The 15,794-nt window shown below is 34.6% G+C and carries 18 protein-coding genes, 2 tRNA genes and 1 pseudogene; 18 read left to right on the top strand and 3 right to left on the bottom strand.

Annotated elements, in window-relative coordinates:
* Nucleotides 1-124: 124 nt before the first annotated feature.
* Complete coding sequence (locus OPR48_RS05700; protein WP_265025798.1) at nt 125-397, top strand: hypothetical protein; 273 nt, start codon at nt 125-127, stop codon at nt 395-397.
* A 485-nt stretch (nt 398-882) separates the two neighbouring features.
* Here the strand turns inward: OPR48_RS05700 and OPR48_RS05695 are convergent.
* Nucleotides 883-955 (bottom strand) — tRNA-Gly (locus OPR48_RS05695).
* 180 nt (nt 956-1,135) lie between these two features.
* Between OPR48_RS05695 and OPR48_RS05690 the strand changes: the two genes are divergently transcribed.
* From OPR48_RS05690 to OPR48_RS05640, 11 genes and pseudogenes are all read left to right on the top strand, one after another.
* Nucleotides 1,136-1,756 (top strand): ribonuclease D, encoded by a 621-nt coding sequence (locus OPR48_RS05690; RefSeq protein WP_265025797.1) that lies wholly within the window; start codon nt 1,136-1,138, stop codon nt 1,754-1,756.
* 124 nt (nt 1,757-1,880) lie between these two features.
* Nucleotides 1,881-2,204 carry a thioredoxin gene (gene trxA / locus OPR48_RS05685; protein WP_265025796.1) on the top strand — a complete coding sequence of 108 codons (324 nt, stop codon included), beginning with the start codon at nt 1,881-1,883 and terminating at the stop codon, nt 2,202-2,204.
* A gap of 42 nt (nt 2,205-2,246) precedes the next feature.
* Nucleotides 2,247-2,320: transfer RNA gene (locus OPR48_RS05680), tRNA-Ile, on the top strand.
* 81 nt (nt 2,321-2,401) lie between these two features.
* Nucleotides 2,402-3,058: a CADD family putative folate metabolism protein gene (locus OPR48_RS05675; RefSeq protein WP_265025795.1), complete on the top strand. Its 657-nt coding sequence runs from the start codon at nt 2,402-2,404 to the stop codon at nt 3,056-3,058.
* 47 nt (nt 3,059-3,105) lie between these two features.
* Complete coding sequence (locus OPR48_RS05670; RefSeq protein ID WP_265025794.1) at nt 3,106-3,504, top strand: dihydroneopterin aldolase; 399 nt, start codon at nt 3,106-3,108, stop codon at nt 3,502-3,504.
* A complete protein-coding gene (gene folP, locus OPR48_RS05665) occupies nt 3,504-4,784 on the top strand; it encodes a dihydropteroate synthase (protein ID WP_265025793.1) in 1,281 nt (426 codons plus the stop codon). The genes OPR48_RS05670 and folP overlap by 1 nt, the downstream gene beginning before the upstream one ends.
* Nucleotides 4,781-5,284: pseudogene (locus OPR48_RS05660) on the top strand (dihydrofolate reductase). Before folP ends, OPR48_RS05660 begins: the two are co-directional and overlap by 4 nt.
* Nucleotides 5,285-5,360: 76 nt before the next feature.
* The gene (locus tag OPR48_RS05655) at nt 5,361-6,098 is read left to right on the top strand and encodes a putative folate metabolism gamma-glutamate ligase (protein ID WP_265025792.1); all 738 of its coding nucleotides are present in this window, start codon (nt 5,361-5,363) and stop codon (nt 6,096-6,098) included.
* Between the two features lie 530 nt (nt 6,099-6,628).
* Nucleotides 6,629-6,847 (top strand): hypothetical protein, encoded by a 219-nt coding sequence (locus tag OPR48_RS05650; protein ID WP_265025791.1) that lies wholly within the window; start codon nt 6,629-6,631, stop codon nt 6,845-6,847.
* Entirely contained in the window at nt 6,832-7,788 is a 957-nt protein-coding gene (locus OPR48_RS05645) for an IS5 family transposase (RefSeq protein ID WP_265025790.1), read from the top strand. Before OPR48_RS05650 ends, OPR48_RS05645 begins: the two co-directional genes overlap by 16 nt.
* A complete protein-coding gene (locus tag OPR48_RS05640; protein ID WP_265025789.1) occupies nt 7,785-7,970 on the top strand; it encodes a hypothetical protein in 186 nt (61 codons plus the stop codon). Before OPR48_RS05645 ends, OPR48_RS05640 begins: the two co-directional genes overlap by 4 nt.
* Before the next feature lie 297 nt (nt 7,971-8,267).
* Here OPR48_RS05640 and trmB read toward each other — a convergent pair whose 3' ends face one another.
* Nucleotides 8,268-8,933 carry a tRNA (guanosine(46)-N7)-methyltransferase TrmB gene (gene trmB, locus OPR48_RS05635; RefSeq protein ID WP_265025788.1) on the bottom strand — a complete coding sequence of 222 codons (666 nt, stop codon included), beginning with the start codon at nt 8,931-8,933 and terminating at the stop codon, nt 8,268-8,270.
* A gap of 139 nt (nt 8,934-9,072) precedes the next feature.
* Between trmB and OPR48_RS05630 the strand changes: the two genes are divergently transcribed.
* The 3 genes from OPR48_RS05630 to OPR48_RS05620 all read left to right on the top strand — a co-directional run bounded on the left by OPR48_RS05630 (nt 9,073) and on the right by OPR48_RS05620 (nt 11,432).
* On the top strand, nt 9,073-10,725 hold the full coding sequence (locus OPR48_RS05630; RefSeq protein ID WP_265025787.1) for a 30S ribosomal protein S1: 1,653 nt from the start codon (nt 9,073-9,075) through the stop codon (nt 10,723-10,725).
* A gap of 29 nt (nt 10,726-10,754) precedes the next feature.
* On the top strand, nt 10,755-11,033 hold the full coding sequence (locus tag OPR48_RS05625) for an HU family DNA-binding protein (RefSeq protein ID WP_265025786.1): 279 nt from the start codon (nt 10,755-10,757) through the stop codon (nt 11,031-11,033).
* Nucleotides 11,034-11,105: 72 nt separating this feature from the next.
* On the top strand, nt 11,106-11,432 hold the full coding sequence (locus tag OPR48_RS05620) for a cell division protein ZapA (protein WP_250295111.1): 327 nt from the start codon (nt 11,106-11,108) through the stop codon (nt 11,430-11,432).
* Here OPR48_RS05620 and OPR48_RS05615 read toward each other — a convergent pair.
* The gene (locus OPR48_RS05615; protein WP_182158663.1) at nt 11,407-11,685 is read right to left on the bottom strand and encodes an FAD assembly factor SdhE; all 279 of its coding nucleotides are present in this window, start codon (nt 11,683-11,685) and stop codon (nt 11,407-11,409) included. The genes OPR48_RS05620 and OPR48_RS05615 overlap by 26 nt on opposite strands.
* A gap of 99 nt (nt 11,686-11,784) precedes the next feature.
* Between OPR48_RS05615 and rseP the strand changes: the two genes are divergently transcribed.
* Genes rseP through OPR48_RS05600 form a run of 3 tightly spaced genes read left to right on the top strand, consistent with a single transcriptional unit; the run spans nt 11,785 to nt 15,793 of the window.
* Nucleotides 11,785-12,903 carry an RIP metalloprotease RseP gene (rseP, locus tag OPR48_RS05610; RefSeq protein ID WP_320109920.1) on the top strand — a complete coding sequence of 373 codons (1,119 nt, stop codon included), beginning with the start codon at nt 11,785-11,787 and terminating at the stop codon, nt 12,901-12,903.
* 7 nt (nt 12,904-12,910) lie between these two features.
* The gene (bamA, locus tag OPR48_RS05605; protein ID WP_265026644.1) at nt 12,911-15,241 is read left to right on the top strand and encodes an outer membrane protein assembly factor BamA; all 2,331 of its coding nucleotides are present in this window, start codon (nt 12,911-12,913) and stop codon (nt 15,239-15,241) included.
* Nucleotides 15,242-15,793 carry an OmpH family outer membrane protein gene (locus OPR48_RS05600; RefSeq protein WP_265025784.1) on the top strand — a complete coding sequence of 184 codons (552 nt, stop codon included), beginning with the start codon at nt 15,242-15,244 and terminating at the stop codon, nt 15,791-15,793.
* Nucleotide 15,794: the final 1 nt, after the last annotated feature.

Here is a 15,794-nt window from a genome sequence, read left to right as displayed (position 1 = left end):
AGCTCTACGTCATCCCGTCACGGTATCTCTAGATCCCGCTAACAAGCAGCGGGATGACGAAGTTATCGTCATGCCACCGCAGACCGTCATACCGCCGCGGCGCTAACAAGCAGCGGGATGATGATTGTCAACTTCCCCTGTCATCCCAGTAGCTCCTTCGGTGTCATTCCAGTGCTTGACACTGGAATCTAGTTTTCTTTACAAATTCATCAAAAGTGCTTCATTCTATAACGCAAAACCCATACTCACCAAACCCAATGCATTACTTGCAATTAAGTTTCCTGGATCCCAGTGTCTGGGCACTGGGATGACACCCTTCCTGGCGGAGATTGTTCTCAAATCACAATGTTCGTACAGTTGTGGATTCATTCGCGGTATCTCAGCCGCTAACACGTAGGGGAATGACGGTTGTCGTTTAGCTATAAACATTAAGAAATTTACCAAACGAAAAAAAAGGCAAAAGAAACCCCGATTACTATCTATTTTCAGTATTGGCGTTTTTTAAGTCTTAAACACTGCAATTTAGCTGCTTTTAAATGCAACTCACCTTAGCTTAAATGTTTAAGAAATTTACTAAGTAGAAAAAAAGGCAAAGAAATCCCGTGGTAATTAGTGTTCACTCTCTAATCCTTCAAATTGGCGTACTATACTGTCTTAAACGCTTTATAAGCGCGTTTCGGCTTGTATAGGTAGAAACCTAAAAGTTTTATAAAGACATAAGGTGCACATAGTGCGAAAAATTAAAAATAAGACGCCAAGTACGTTGTTTTTTTTGCTGTTTAATCTGCACAGATGAAGATAACTGAATACCTTCAGTACCATGATAAGGGCGCTGGCGGAGTTTGTCAAGGAATCTTTGACGAAATGATTTTAAAAGTAAAGAGCGGGAGAAGGGGTTCGAACCCTCGACCTCAACCTTGGCAAGGTTGCGCTCTACCAACTGAGCTACTCCCGCAATTAAATTAACCTAAATTTACTTAATTATAGGCATATACAGCGATTTGTAAACCCCGTGTACACGAAAAATGTGAGAGCCCATAAATTTGTGTGGTTCCTTCTATGATCTTTTCGTATACTTAAGGCTCATTTTTGATTATCATAGGTTTTCAATTGTGCCAAAAAATGTATTAATTTTATGGGAATATTTTTATATAAAGACGACTTGCCAGCTAGTTCAATACCAGATGATGTAAGGTCTATAGCTGTTGATACCGAGGCAATGGGGCTACTTCATAGCATAGATAGATTATGCCTTGTGCAGCTCTCTTTTAATGATGGCAACGCTCACTTAGTTCAACTCAAGAACGATTATACAGCGCCAAATTTGAGAAAAATATTAGAGGATAAAAATATAACTAAAATATTTCACTTCGCGCGATTTGATGTAAGCATAATACGTCATTACTTGGAAATTTGGGCACTTCCGTGCTATTGCACAAAAATAGCTTCACGTTTGGTTCGCACTTACACAGATAATCATAGTTTAAAAGAGTTATGCTTAGAGCTGCTTGATACCAAACTAAATAAGCAGCAGCAATCTTCTGATTGGGGAAATGAAAATTTAACAGACAAACAAAAAAGTTATGCTGCATCTGATGTTTTGTATCTTCATAAGATAAAGGAAAAGCTAGACTTAATGCTGGAACGTGAAAATAGAAAAGAATTGGCCCAAAAGTGTTTTGAATTTCTTCCTACTCGTATTGAGTTGGATTTAATGGGGTGGGAAAACGTGGATATCTTTAACCACCAGATGTAATCATCTGTGAGAAGTTTTTTGTTTGTGCAAAACACTTTAGGGCAATTTTTCAGGCTCTGCGGTAAGAATTTAGTTGATTAGTTGCTAATTGATGCGCTATATTTTACAAAAATTTAGGTATTTTATGAGTGATGATATTACATCGGTAAATGATCAAAATTTCAAATCTGAAGTCATTGACTATAAAGGGTTCGTGCTGGTAGATTTTTGGGCAGAATGGTGCGGGCCATGCAAAAGTCTAATGCCACGTATCGAACAATTGGCTAAGGATAGAAAAGGCAAGATCAAGATCTGCAAATTCGATATAGATGGAGAAACTGAAGTGCCAAGTAAGTATGGAGTGCAATCTATACCCACTTTAATCATATTTCAAGATGGTAAGGAAATTGCACGCAAAATTGGTGCAACAAATGATTTGCTAAGTTGGGTTGATAGTGAAATAAGCTAATAGACAAATTTGCTTTTGTGTGTATTATAAATATTGATAAAAGGGATTGTAGCTCAGTCGGTTAGAGCAGTTCGCTCATAACGAATTGGTCGTAGGTTCGAGTCCTACCAATCCCACCGTTGTATTGATCTTAGCATGATCGTAACAATGAGAAAACTATAGTATATGAACTATATGTTGATATAATAGAGGAAATAATGGAATTTACTAAATCTTTGAATAATAAGTTAGATGAGTTGCACTTACTAAATCATCCATTCTACCAATCATGGAATACAGGAAGCTTAAGCTTGCAAGCTTTACAGACCTATGCTAAAGAATATTATCACCACGTTGCTGCGTTTCCTCGTTATATCAGTGGTATACATTTTTTGTGCCCAGATCTAAAAATGCGACAGGTTTTGCTTGGTAATTTGATAGAAGAAGAACAAGGTGATGAAAATCATCCAGAGTTATGGCAGCGTTTTGCTGAAGGACTGGGAGTAGCAAGGTCTGATCTTCTTGAAGATGCACAAGTTAAGGAGACACAAGAATTAGTTGACGGTTACTTTGATATTATACGATCAGGTTTTGCAGCAGGTCTTGGAGCCTTGTACGCTTACGAACGTCAAACTCCAGAGGTTTCTAAGTCTAAAATTGAAGGTTTAAAAAAACACTATTCAATAAGTGATGAGCGTTCTCTTCAATTTTTTACGGTTCATATGCATGCTGATGAATGGCATTCTGAGGAGTGTGCAAATCTTATTGAAGATCTAGATGAAAAAGAGCAAGATAAAGTTATGCAGGGTGCTCAAAAGGGAGCAAAGCTCTTGTGGGGTTTTCTTGATGGAATGATGAATGCTAGCGTGTGTTAGCAGTTGTAAGTAGCTTAAGAATTAAAACTCAGTGATGTTGGGATGCAATGTCTGCATGTAATCTTCTTATATCTGACTTACGGCTTTGGGTTCATTTAGGCTATAGTGCAGAAGAGAAGTATCATTCCCAATTAGTTAGTATTGATGTTGATTTTATTTTTAAATCTCCTCCTTTAGGGCTTATGACTGACCGGCTTGAAGATACTGTCTGCTATCTAGAGATAGTACAAAATATTCAATCTCTTGTTCAGAGCAAGCAATTCAATTTAATCGAGCACTTAACCCATGATATATACAGAGCCATTAATAATCTTTTGGTGCAAAAAAAACATACTATTTCTTCCATGAGAGTGACTACTCACAAAGTTGCACCACCCGTTCCCGATGTGCATGGAGGTGTTCTCTTTACTTATTGTAATACATTACAAGAACAGGAAGCTGACTAATGATTTACATCTCTATTGGCTCAAATATGGGGAATCGCTTTTCCCATTTACAAAAGGCTGCTCAGTTACTAAAGGAGCGCTATTTTAAAAATTTAAAATCTTCAATTATTCTGGAGACTAAGGCTATTTTACCAAATGATGCTCCACCTCAGTGGAATAAGCCATTTCTAAATATGGTTGTGTATGGAAGTTGTTCTTCTTCTCCTGAAGAGCTGTTAAAGGGCCTTAAACAAATTGAATGCGACATTGGCCGCCTGCAGGTCTATGGAAAATGGGCACCTCGCGTTATTGATTTGGATATTTTGTTATGGGATGACCTGACACTTGATACATCCTACCTTAAGGTTCCTCACTCAGAATTGATAAACAGACCATTTTTGCTTCACTTGATGGCAATGCTGAGCCCCATGGCAGTAGTTAACAAAACGTTTGGTACTGTTAACCCTAACATTAAGGATTGCTTTTTAAGGAGTTTTACGCTTTCACCAGAGCTTGTAGGTATTGTCAATATTACTCCTGATTCATTTTCAGATGGTGGTCTTTATTATGATGCAGATCAAGCAACCAAACAGTCACTGCGGCTGTTATCAGATGGTGCAAGCATAGTTGAACTTGGTGCTCAATCAACAAGACCTGGCTCCTCAATACAAACTCCAAAAGCAGAATATGCACGCTTAAAACCAGTGCTTGATAATCTTAGTCATTATATGGAAGCTGGTGATATTAAAGTCAGCATCGATAGTTTCTGGCCAGATGTTATTTTGAACGTTTTGGAGCACTACAACATTGCCTGGGTAAACGATCAGAAGGGAGATCTAGATGATAATACCTTAAAAGCAATCGCTAGCAGTGGATGTGGCATCGTTATTATGCACTCACTCTCCATACCACCACATAGAGACAACATTATCCCAAGTGACACTGATCCAATTGATACCATAAATAATTGGGCAGAGAAGAGCATTAGCAGGTTATTTGCCCTAAGTTTTGATAAAAATTCAATAATTATTGACCCTGGTATTGGTTTTGGAAAATCTATGTACCAGAATATCCAGATTTTACGCAATATAGAAGCATTGCAAAGTTTTGGCTGCAAAGTTCTGGTTGGTCATTCTAGAAAGTCATTTATTTCTTCTTTTTCTACAGAACCTGTCTTTAACCGAGATTTAGAAACAATTGCTTTATCATCTGCATTGCACAACAAGGTTGATTTCCTTCGAGTGCATAATGTGCGTGATCACATGCGATTTTTTGTAGCTCAAGCTGCTTTACAGGGATGATAGTTATCGGAATTATGGCTGTTGATCCCAAGGGGGTAATTGGAATAAATAATGGATTGCCCTGGCATTATCCAAGTGAGTTAGATCATTTTCGTCAGGTAACTGACAAATAAGTTATTGTTATGGGAAGAAAAACGTTTGAGATAATACCCCAAAACATATTAAAGCCTATTGTTTTTTCTCGTAACAAATTAAGTCCTTGTTTTAATAAAGGCATAAAATGCACTATTGTTTCTTCTATGCAAGAGTTTTTGTCAATCCAAAGTAGTTCTAAAGTCTTCATGATTGGTGGAGCACAAATAGCGCACCTTTTTTTAGAATATAATCTAATCTCAGAGTTTATTATGACTGAAATTTACAAAACTTATAAGGGTGATACATATTTCAACTTAACACTTCTTAGTGGATGGAATAAAACTATTCTCACCAAAACAAAAGATTATACTATATGTAGATTAATACGTGATAAAGATGGAAGAAAAAATTGTGAAGCTCATTAAGTCTCTTAACTATAAATTATGCCAACTAAAACAACAGGTAAGAGGGCTTTTATGAGAAACTTTTTGATGTAATAGTATGTATGTTAAAGCAATTTATACCCACCGCATTGAATGTGGAGAAGTATTAGAGCAGGTTCTTGATCGCTATGTTTCAGAGCTGCTAAGAGAGGAAGTTGTTCTTGCTATCACATCAAAAATCATTTCTGTTTGTCAAAAACAGGTGGTTTGCAAAACTGCTTGTTCTAAAGAAGAGCTAATCAAAAGAGAAGCTGATGCAATTGTTGATGTGGACCACAATCCTCATAGTATCTGTTTAACGATTAAAGATAATATCTTAATTCCATCTGCTGGTATTGATGAATCAAATGGTAATGAGGTGTATATTCTATATCCAAAAGATGTTCAGAAAACAGCTCTGTCGATATGGAACTATCTCAAGACAAAACACTGCATAAAACATCTTGGTATTTTGATTACAGATAGTAACATAACACCTATGCGCCTTGGGGTTACGGGCGTTGCTCTTGGTTGGTGTGGATTTGAACCACTTTATTCCTATATAGGCAAGCCAGATCTTTATAATCAACCACTGCAAGTAACACAAGTCAATCTTCTTGATGCACTGGCAACATCTGCTGTTTTAGTTATGGGAGAAGGGGCAGAGCAAACACCAATGGCAATAATTAGTGGTGCACCAAAGGTTCACTTTCTTACTCGTTCGCCAACTACAGAAAAAGAAAAAAGTGTTAAGATATCTATGAAAAAAGACCTTTATTCTCCTCTCCTCATGGGAGCCCGCTGGTTAAAGAGTTAAAGAGAAACTTAAAATCTGCTATTAGACTTCTTGCATAACCATATAACATTGGGAATAGAAACGAAAAACTTACTTGACACCCTTCGCCAGCCCCCTTATCATGATACTGAAGGTATTCATTTATCTTCAATCTGTGCAGATTAAACGACAACAGTATTACGTAATGTCTTATTTTTAATTTTTTGCACTATGCGCACCCTACGTCTTCACAACATTTCTGGGTTTTTACCTATATAAGCTGAAACGCGCTTATAAAGCGTTTAAGACAGTATAGCACGCCAATTTGCAGGATTAGAGAGTGACAACTAGCTAATACGGGATATCTTTTGCCTTTTTTTCTGCTTAGTAAATTTCTTAAACATTCAAACTAAGGTGAGTTGCATTTAAAAGCAGCTAAATTGCAGTGTTTAAGACTTAAAAAACGCCAATGTTCTAAAATAGATATTAATCGGGGCTTCTTTTGCCTTTTTTTTCATTTGGTAAATTTCTTAATATTTGTAGCTAAAAGAGCCCGTGAAGGGTAGTGAAGGGTGTCATCCCAGTGCTTGACACTGGGATCCAGTTTTCCATATAATCTCATCGAAAACGTTGTAACCACTTTCTATGCTAGTTTGCTTGTGAGCAAGCAAACTTTCCTGGATTCCAGTGGGCTTTGTTGCATAGCAACCGAAAAAATCTGGTGGCTACTGACAAAATTCATTATAAATAACCATTTAACTGTTGAAGAAAAAATATGCCACAGAAAATGAAAGTCAGTAACCAAAATGAATATAACAAATTTCTCCAGGAAAGAGGAAATATTTTTCATTATATCAATGAAGCCATAGAAAATTGGTATGAAAATAGTCCAAAAATGCAAGGCGGCAACTATATTTACAGTGATAAAGTTGTGATTTTGGTGCATATAATTGTCAATCTTTTTAGAATTGGTTTAAGACAAACGGTGGGGTTTATAAAAGGATATATGCAACAAATAGGAAGAGATTTAGCAGTTATCAGCTATTCACAAGCATCAAGAAGGTTTAAGAAACTTAATATTAAGATCAATGATTGCAGAATTGATAAAAATAATATGGAAGACATCGAAATTGCTATAGATAGTACAGGTATCAGCATTTACAACAATACCCCTGGTCACAGCAAGGAAAATAGCGCTAACAGAAAATATCATGGCTATGAACAGACAAGAAAATTGCATGTAATGTTGAATATAAACAGCAAAAAAGCTATAGCTGTAAAATACAGTAACGGTGTCTACTCTGATCACTATGGAGCTTGCGATTTGCTTAAAGAAGTTAATTTTCAGCATATCATAAAAGCACTATATGCAGATAGGGCATATGATAGGCACAAGTTTTACAAATTGTGTCACGAATATGATATAAAGGCAAAAATTCCACCAATAAACAATGCGGCAGAACATCCAGAAATAGATTATATGTCTGACAGAAATGCTGCTATTAGGTTAATAAAATTATACGGTGAAGATGGCGTGAAAGAATGGAAAAAAGAAGTAAATTATGGGAAAAGATCTTATATTGAAGGGTTTTTCTCAAGATTAAAGCAAATATTTGGATTCAGCTTTAGGAATAAATCCGAAGTAAATCGCGAAAAAGAATTGCTGATTAAGTGCTATTTGCTTAATCAATTTACTGAAATTGGTATGGCTAAATTTGAAATGGCTACATGATATTTATCGTAAATTACTACCAGTATAAGGTGCGATGCAACAAAGCCATTCCAGTGTCAAGCACTGGAATGACACCCACTGGTGAGTCAAGCCGAAAACGTTTGTACAGCTATGTGTCAAGGCACTGGGATGACACCCTGACAACCGTCATCCCGCTACGTGTTAGCGCCGCGGCGGTATGACGTAGGACTGCTGTCATCCCGCTGCTTGTTAGCGGCTGAGATACCGTGGCGGCATGACGTAGAAGCTATACTTTTATACTCACCAAATCAGTTTGCTTGCTCATAAGCAAACTTTCCTGGATTCCAGTGTTAAGCACTGGAATGACATCATCCTTGTACCTTTTTTCTACTTAGTTTGGGTTATGCAAGAAGTCTATTCCTTCATAAGGAGAAGTAGTTAAAGGAATTTACTCTATTTCTCCCTCTTTTTTTATTATTTTTAATCTATAGTTAACGTAAAAGAGATATGCAAAAACTCTATTGATCCATAGTCTGCAAATTATTAATAACACTTACTTTAAAGAACCTCACTTTACGCTGATCTTTGAGCGCTCTTCTGTGGTATTTTGTAAGAGTATAACTTGTGAAATCGTCTTCCCTATAGATTAAAGAGTTACACTGCTTTATATGTGATGCTATCCACTTTGCATAGTCCTGATGATCGGTTGCAATGAATATTTCCCCTGTTATAAGTATTTTTTTTGCTAATAAATTTAAAAATTCCGTATTAATTAATCGTCTTTTATTGTGACTTCTTTTTGGCCATGGATCTGGAAAGAGAATAAAGAGTCTTTCAACACTGTTGTCCGGAAAATTTGCAATCAATTCTCTTGCATCTTCTGTCCATATTAAAATGTTTTTTATGTTTTGTATTTCTATGTTTGTTAGCAAGCGAGAAACCCCCTTTAAGTAGGGCTCACATCCTATAAACAATAGATCAGGTTCATTGAGCATCTGGTGAAGCATATTTTCACCGTTGCCAAAGCCTATTTCTACCCATATTCTTTTTTGTGAATTTACAATCTTCTCTATAGATTCCTTGCTGTTTTGAATAGAATATCTTTCCAATATTTCATCAACATCCGGTTTTAGCCTGGACCTTCTGGAGAACGATCTAATCCACTTGCTATTCTTAAATAGCATATTCTTGATACATATATAATTTTCTCACTATATTTTACATAGCTTAAACAATTCTCGAAATGAATTAATGAAAAATTACTTGTCAATAATTATTAATATTATATAATATATGAGTTCTAATAAAGTTTAAATTAAAGGTATGAATAATAATAATCCAGTTGTAAATCTACCGGTTACTATCAGAAAGCTATCATCAAACAAGTTTATAGAAGAGATATGTCAAGGCCAATTTGAGGATCAAGATAATGCCTTGTTTGAAGATTCTTTTGTTAACAAAATTAAAGAAGGAGATGTGGTAGAAGGTGTAATTACAAGAATAAACCCTAACGACGTTGTGGTTGATATTGGTTTAAAGTCTGACGGAAGAATTCTGATCAAGGAACTCGGTTGTAATGATGAGGTCATTATTGGCTCGAAAATTAGAGTTTATGTGGAAAGAATTGAAGATTATCATGGTAATGTTGTTCTTAGCCGTGAAAAAGCAATTAGGGACGAAAAATGGAATAAGTTGGAAGAAGATACAGTTACAAGAGCTGAAGTAAACGGAGTTATTAAACGCTCAATTAAATGTGGTTTTATTGTTGATCTTGGTGACGGAATAAGCGCTTTTTTACCGCTGAGTCATGTGGATTTGAAGCAAGTAAAAGATGCGAAGCACCTTATTGAAACTGAACAAAAGTTCATCGTGCTTAAAATGGATAAGAAGCAAGGTAATATTGTAGTATCAAGAAAGCTGGTGTTAGAAAAATTGCACGCTGGTGAAAAAATTAAATTTTTAGAATCTTTAAATGAAGGCGATATAATAGAAGGAAAAATAAAAAGCATCACTCATTACGGTGTATTTGTTGGTATTCATGAATCAGATGCAGTGGGAGTTATAGATGGGTTGCTACATATTACAGATATCTCTTGGAGTAGAGTAAGTCATCCATCTGCAGTTTTTGCTTATGGCCAGGCTATAAAAGTTAAAATTATAAAAATAGATAAGGAAAATGCGAAAGTTTCCTTAGGTGTAAAGCAGCTAGAAGATAGCCCTTGGCAAGATGCAGAGTCAAAATATCCGGTTGATAGTGTGCATAAGGGTCATGTAACAAGTATAGAAGATTATGGATTGTTTGTTGAGCTTAGACCTGGGATTGAAGGTTTAGTGCACTCATCGGAAATAACTTGGGTTAAGAGCAATTTACCAGTTAGTAGTCTCGTAACAAGGGGACAAGAAGTATATGTAAAAATTCTCAGTATTGACATTGCTAAGAATAGGATGAGTTTAAGCATGAAAAGGTGTATAGATAATCCTTGGCAAGTATTTGTCAATAAGTATCCTCCTGGTTCTATTGTTTCTGGTGAGGTTAAGAATAATACCGGCTCATATATATCTGTTGCTTTCAATGGTTCTGAAATAGATGAGAACGTAGAAGGGACAATCTATGTGAAAGATCTAAGTTGGTCTAAAAATAGCTCAGATGAGATAAAGAAATATAATGTAGGTGATAAAATAGAAGCAAAAGTGATAAGGGCTAACGTGAATCGGGCAAGAATTTATCTTGGAATAAAACAAATAGAGTATGATCCTCTTGAAGAACTGATAAAGAAAGTTAAGGTAGGCGATAAAATACAGGTTATTGTAGGTAAGAGAGAAGATAATGGACTAGTCGTTGAAGTTGAGAACGATGTAACCCTTCTAATAGATCAAGAACATTTGCCGGAAAATAAAAAGTTCTCTATATCAGAAAAAATAGAAATTGAAGTATTGGGTGTTGAAGAATATAACATAGTATTATCTGCTAAGTGATAAGGTTTACTTATTTTGGCTTCATATAAATGGCAACAAAGTCTGATATAATAGCGAGGGTAGCAAAAAGACATCCTTTTTTAGATAAGATTGTTATAGCAGCTATAGTTGATAGATTTTTTGGGATACTTTCAAACACATTGAAACATCATAATAGAGTTGAAATTAGGGGATTTGGTTCTTTTTCAGTTAGAAGTTATAACTTGAAAGAAACAAGCCATTTAATGTTACAGAAGTTTACAAAGAATCAATACTTTAAAACATATTTTCGTAGCAGTAAAAAATTATCTGATTTGATAAATGAATAAAAATTTATACCATAAATAAGATGAAAGTAGGGGTTTGAGTTTATACTGTACGATAGAAATTTTTAGCACCATATGCAAGTAGTAGAAATAGTTATACGTAATAACACATATAAAATATCTTGCGAAAGTGGGAAGAAGAGCCATTTATTACGCCTTGCTAATAGTTTTGACAAGCTAGTTGGTTCTGTATCTCAAAAAACTGGAGGTAAGGGTTCGGATGCATTAAATTTCTTACTTGCAGCACTAATTCTTGAGGATAAAATTTTAGAATTAACAAAGCGGTTGGATGAAGCAAATCAAGAGCGCGAAAAGTATAGAAACGAGAAAAGAATAGAATATACTGAGGTACTAGATAAGGTAAATAAGATTATCACTAATCTTGAGTGCATAAAGGATTAGCTTCAATAAAGCAAGCAATTAAATTGACTATCTGACTATTTAAGCCAGGAGGGAGGTTTGTCTTACGAGTTATGTAACAATATAATTCGTAATCATCAAGATCAACTATTTTTTCGTATTCGATTAGTTCGCTTAAGGAAAATTTATCAAGATATTTCAATGCGAAATGCCCTAAAAGTATATCGGTTTCTTTGCAACCCCTATGCCAGCTTCTATACATTAATTTTCTTCTGAGTAGTGAGGTATCTGTCATTACAATTAAACTTTTTTTAATTTAAAAGTTAAACTAAATACTTGTCAAGCGAGGCGCGTTTTAATATACTTAACATTTGTATAAGATCTAAATACACAGGTGGAGTTAATTTCAAATTTCATTCATCAGTTTGGCAATGGAATATATTGTTTTTTGTCATTTGCCTTAATCATTTCTGTTATAGTGTTTGTGCATGAATATGGGCATTATATTGTTGCTAAAGCATGCAAAGTTAAAGTTGAATCTTTTTCTATAGGCTTTGGTCCTGAAATTTTTGGTTTTAACGATAAATCTGGAACTAGATGGAGATTAAGTGCTGTTCCACTGGGTGGCTACGTTAAAATGCTAGGGGATACTAATGCAGCAAGCGTTCCAGCTGATCAGCAAAAATTGACTAACGAAGAAAGATTATATTCATTCCATACAAAGCCGCGTCATCAAAAGGCAGCAGTGGTTTTTGCAGGACCATTTGCAAACATGGTACTCGCTGTTATCGCTTTTACAATGTTTTTCAGCATTAAAGGCTATTATCACACTCCACCGATTATCGGAAATGTAGTCGAAGGCAGTGCAGCCAAGCAAGCTGGTTTGTTGCCAGGTGACACTATTACACAAATCAATGAGCATAAAATAAAATACTTTGAAGATATTTCACGTGTGATAATGTCAAACCCTAAGACAAAAATGGAAATTGAGTATACTAGAAATAATGCAGAGCACAGAACTAGCCTCACTCCGTTAATAATAGAGGGTAAGGACGATTTTGGTAACAAAGTAGAAAGAGAAATGATAGGGATTACTTCAGTCAATACATTAAAGCAGTCGTCTTTTCTTGGGGCTGTGAGCTTATCAGTAAGTGAAACTTACCACACTATGTGCTTAACGATCAAAGCTCTCTTTCAAATTATTGTTGGTAAAAGGAGTATCAATGAAATAGGTGGGCCAATAAAAATCGCAAAGTATTCAGGGCAATCAGCTAAAAAGGGGGTCATTATGGTTGTGTATTTCATGGCAATTATTTCAGCTAATTTAGCTGCAATTAACTTGCTGCCAATTCCACTATTGGATGGTGGGCATTTATTTCACTATATTATAGAAGCAGTTATACGCAGGGATTTAAGTTTGAAATATCAAAAATATGCAGCTACTTTTGGTGCTTCCGTATTGTTTTTGCTTATGGCAATTGCAATTTCGAATGATATTAGGAGTCTTTTTTAAAATAAACATGAAAAAGCTACTTTACATATTATTAATAGTAATTTTTCCCGCTCTACTTGTTGCTTTAGAAAATAAGGAAAAAGTGCAGGTGAAAGATGTCAAATGTATTGGTAATGAGAGGGTAAGCAACCAGACAATAGGTTTTTATATAAAACTAAAACCTGGCGATTATGTAAATGACGATGATATAGACTCAATTATAAAAGATCTATATAAAACAAAGTTGTTTGCTAGCGTTAACGCTTATGTTGATGATGAAAAAAATTTAGTAGTAAAAATTCAAGAGAATCCACTAATTAACAAGATAATATTAAAGGGTAATAAGTTATTTAATAGCAAAGAGTTACTAAATAATGTGATTCAGTCAAAATCGCTAACTATTTTCACTGAAACAAAATTGCAAAGCGATTTAATGAATTTAGTTACTACTTATAGAAATAATGGCAAAGTCGGCGTTAAAATTGAATATGAGTTGGAGAAGCTCGATGGTAATAGGGTCAATCTAATTTTCAAAATAAAAGAAGGTAAAACCTCTAAAATTAAGGATATAAGATTTATAGGTAACAAAAACTTTTCTGAAACCGAGCTAGAGCAAGCTATTAAAGTGCATAGTAATGACATATTTAGTAAGTTATTTAGAGCCATTTTTAAGGGCGGAACTCGTTATTCACCACAATATTTATTGATTAACACAGAATTGCTCGATCGTTTTTATTCATCTAAAGGATATATTCAAAATAATATTCAACCGATTGTTGAGGTTGATAATAACAATCAGATAGAGTTGACTTTTTTGATTGACGAAGGACAGCAATATTTGTTTGGAAATAATGAGGTTAATATTGAAACTGAAATTCAGGATTTAAGCCTAAAAGAAGAAATATTGGACTTTATAACAGAGGAAAACGATAAGATATTTAATAGAGTTAAAATTAATAATACAGTAGAAAAAATAAACAAGTATTTAAATGAGAAAGGATATATATTTGCAAAAGTTAATCCAAAGTATGTACAACGTGACAATGTTGTAGATGTGACCTACAGAGTGCTGCCGGGTAAAAAGATTTATATAAATCAAATTACAATTGATGGTAACGATCGCACTTTAGATAAGGTGATCAGAAGTAAGCTAAGTATAGCAGAAGGTGATGCGTACAATATATCTGAGATTCAAAAATCACGTAAAAAACTAATGAGTAGTGATTTTTTTGAAACAGTAAAAGTAAATAGTTACGCAGTTAATGACAATGCAGTAAATCTTGACTTAAATGTTAAAGAAAAAAGAACTGCTTCATTATCTTTAGCAGGAGGTATGTCCTTTCCTGGTGGAGCATTTGTAAAAACTGATTTCACAGATCGTAATTTATTTGGTAGTGGTAAAGAGCTCTCTTTTGCTCTTGAGAAAAATCAATATTCACTTTCTACTAATGTAGAGGTTGTTGAAAATAATTTTAACGATTCTGATACATCACTAGGTGTGGGCGTATTTTATGAAAAACAAGATAAACCACACACTAGCTTCGACAGTTGTGACATGGGATTTTCAACAAAATTATCATACAAAGTTATAGAAAACTTAACTAATTCCATTCGCTACTCTTACAAGTATAACCGTATACATATGGATAATAAGGATGGAAAAGACAATGACATCTCTGATATAATAAAGGGGCAAGAAGGTGAACATCAGATTTCATCAGTAGGATACACATTAGCGTATAATAAACTGGATAACCTCTATACTCCAAAAGAAGGGTATTTACTGCGCTTAAGTCAGGATATTTCAGGATTGGGAGGGAATGTAAACTTCCTAAAATCTGAGTTCTTGTCTTTTTACACGCATCCTATATTAAGTAAAATTGACGATAGCATAATACTACGCTTTAAGATGGCAGCAGGTCATATTTTTTCTTATACCGATGAAGATCTAAACATTGGCCAGCACTTTTTTAAAGGTGGTAATGAAATTAGAGGATTTGACCTTTCCGGTATTGGACCAAGAACAGAAAACAAAAATAAAAGCTCACTAGGAGGCAAAACTTATTTTAATTTAACACAGCAAGTAGATTTTCCACTACCAAAACTATATGACTATGCTGGTATCAAAGGCTCATTATTTGTTGACTATGCAGCACTTTTCGGCTTAGATGATAAAAATGGGAAATATAAAGATCCATATAATGATAGTAAGCTTATAAGAGTGTCACCAGGTTTTGGCTTTTCAATGCCTTCTCCTTTTGGTAGACTTAGATTAGATTTTGGGTTTCCTTTAGTAAAGGAATCTTATGATATAATACCATCACCAAATGTTAAATTTTCTATTGAAGCGGGGATTTGAATGAAATATATACAGTTATTTATATCAGTTATTGCCTTAATTATTTCCTTATTTGTGGGGTATAAGTTTATAGAATATCGGCCTCAGAACACAAAAGCTGCAATTATTGATAGTGACAAAGTCATTAATGAATCTCTTGCTCTGCAAAACATACAACAACAAATAAAGGAGCAGAATTCTAGATTACAACAAGAATTTGAAAGTGAGTTAGAAAAACTTAAGCCATCAAAAGAAGAATTTGAACTTTTGTCAGAAGAAGCAAAAAAGGAAAAGACAGAACAGTTTAATAAGCATACTGTAAATGCTAGAGATGCTTACGCTGAAAAAATGTTGTATTTAGAAGAAAGTTATAGAGATGCAGTAGAGAGTGTTTTTAACAAGATAAAAGAAGTTGCTAAAAAAACGGCAGAAAAAAACAACATAGATTTGGTACTATTTATTTCAAAAAAGAACCAAGTTTTATACTCTATGGATGAAGTTGATTTATCGGATATGGTATTAAACAATATAAACAAGGAAATACCTGAATTTGCTTTTAAAGGCATTGAGTAGG

This window comes from Wolbachia endosymbiont (group A) of Bibio marci (assembly GCF_947251645.1).
Taxonomy (GTDB): Bacteria; Pseudomonadota; Alphaproteobacteria; order Rickettsiales; family Anaplasmataceae; genus Wolbachia.
The sequence above is the reverse complement of the archived record's forward strand: the minus strand, read 5'-3'. Positions and strand labels throughout refer to the sequence as shown.

What these genes read in the sequence shown, in the direction of transcription:
- OPR48_RS05690 (WP_265025797.1), top strand. Translation starts at nt 1,136, where the DNA reads ATGGGAATATTTTTATATAAAGACGACTTGCCAGCTAGTTCAATACCA.
- trxA (WP_265025796.1), top strand. Translation starts at nt 1,881, where the DNA reads ATGAGTGATGATATTACATCGGTAAATGATCAAAATTTCAAATCTGAA.
- OPR48_RS05675 (WP_265025795.1), top strand. Translation starts at nt 2,402, where the DNA reads ATGGAATTTACTAAATCTTTGAATAATAAGTTAGATGAGTTGCACTTA.
- OPR48_RS05670 (WP_265025794.1), top strand. Translation starts at nt 3,106, where the DNA reads ATGTCTGCATGTAATCTTCTTATATCTGACTTACGGCTTTGGGTTCAT.
- folP (WP_265025793.1), top strand. Translation starts at nt 3,504, where the DNA reads ATGATTTACATCTCTATTGGCTCAAATATGGGGAATCGCTTTTCCCAT.
- OPR48_RS05655 (WP_265025792.1), top strand. Translation starts at nt 5,361, where the DNA reads ATGTATGTTAAAGCAATTTATACCCACCGCATTGAATGTGGAGAAGTA.
- OPR48_RS05645 (WP_265025790.1), top strand. Translation starts at nt 6,832, where the DNA reads ATGCCACAGAAAATGAAAGTCAGTAACCAAAATGAATATAACAAATTT.
- OPR48_RS05640 (WP_265025789.1), top strand. Translation starts at nt 7,785, where the DNA reads ATGATATTTATCGTAAATTACTACCAGTATAAGGTGCGATGCAACAAA.
- trmB (WP_265025788.1), bottom strand. Translation starts at nt 8,933, where the DNA reads ATGCTATTTAAGAATAGCAAGTGGATTAGATCGTTCTCCAGAAGGTCC.
- OPR48_RS05630 (WP_265025787.1), top strand. Translation starts at nt 9,073, where the DNA reads ATGAATAATAATAATCCAGTTGTAAATCTACCGGTTACTATCAGAAAG.
- OPR48_RS05625 (WP_265025786.1), top strand. Translation starts at nt 10,755, where the DNA reads ATGGCAACAAAGTCTGATATAATAGCGAGGGTAGCAAAAAGACATCCT.
- OPR48_RS05620 (WP_250295111.1), top strand. Translation starts at nt 11,106, where the DNA reads ATGCAAGTAGTAGAAATAGTTATACGTAATAACACATATAAAATATCT.
- OPR48_RS05615 (WP_182158663.1), bottom strand. Translation starts at nt 11,685, where the DNA reads ATGACAGATACCTCACTACTCAGAAGAAAATTAATGTATAGAAGCTGG.
- bamA (WP_265026644.1), top strand. Translation starts at nt 12,911, where the DNA reads ATGAAAAAGCTACTTTACATATTATTAATAGTAATTTTTCCCGCTCTA.
- OPR48_RS05600 (WP_265025784.1), top strand. Translation starts at nt 15,242, where the DNA reads ATGAAATATATACAGTTATTTATATCAGTTATTGCCTTAATTATTTCC.